The organism is Vibrio sp. 10N.222.46.A1, from assembly GCF_041473595.1.
In the GTDB taxonomy this organism is placed as follows: Bacteria; Pseudomonadota; Gammaproteobacteria; order Enterobacterales; family Vibrionaceae; genus Vibrio; species Vibrio tasmaniensis_A.
The window spans coordinates 1-735 of sequence record NZ_JBFRSN010001428.1 but is presented as its reverse complement, the minus strand read 5'-3'; the positions used below and the strand labels follow the sequence as shown (position 1 = coordinate 735).

1 protein-coding gene is annotated in these 735 nt (G+C 43.7%); it reads right to left on the bottom strand.

Annotated elements, in window-relative coordinates; genetic code table 11:
- A partial coding sequence (locus AB4496_RS27090) for a GGDEF domain-containing protein (protein ID WP_372133024.1) occupies window positions 1-735 on the bottom strand: 735 nt, incomplete at both ends.

Below are 735 nucleotides of genomic sequence, written 5' to 3'. Positions count from 1 at the left end.
AAACTCTTCACCACCAAACCTTGCTGCGACATCACTACTTCGAATGCTATTACTTATCTGGCGGGACATGTAGCGAATAACATCATCCCCTTTGTCATGCCCAAAGGTATCATTAATCAACTTGAAATTATCAATGTCAAATACAGTCAAGGCGAATAACTGGTCATGCTCCACACTGCGCCAAAAAGCTTCCAGTCCCCTACGGTTTAGCAGCCCGGTCATCGGATCTTTAGCTGCCAGCTCTTTGAAGTAACCACGTTCAATATTGGAGTTAACGAAGAAAAAGAGCGTTACAGAGAATAGATATACGATGATAGCGACAATCAGGCTGTCTTTCTCGTAGACAAAAAAGTGCTCGACCTCTTTGGCAAAATCTAATTCGTAGTACATCGCGTGATGAGAGGTGACTCCTTCCAGTTGTATCGCGTGATAGAAAGTAGCGCTATCAACCGGATTAACCAAGGTGGTATCAATAATATCGATTCTACCGGCTAAGTGCTCATTCGAACTCGCAAGCAATTTACTGGCGTCAATCTCAACAGAAAGCATTCCTTGATGTATCCCCTTATGAAACACCGGAATCGTCATGCTTATCATACGGTCAAGAGAGTCAAATCGATACGCAGGACCCGTTAAAGTCAATTGTTCTGGATTGTTGGCGGTTCTTTGCCAATACGGGCGGCTTTTTATGGTCGAAAGTAGTTCTTTCCCTAGCTCTTTAGCAAAGTCTTCTGG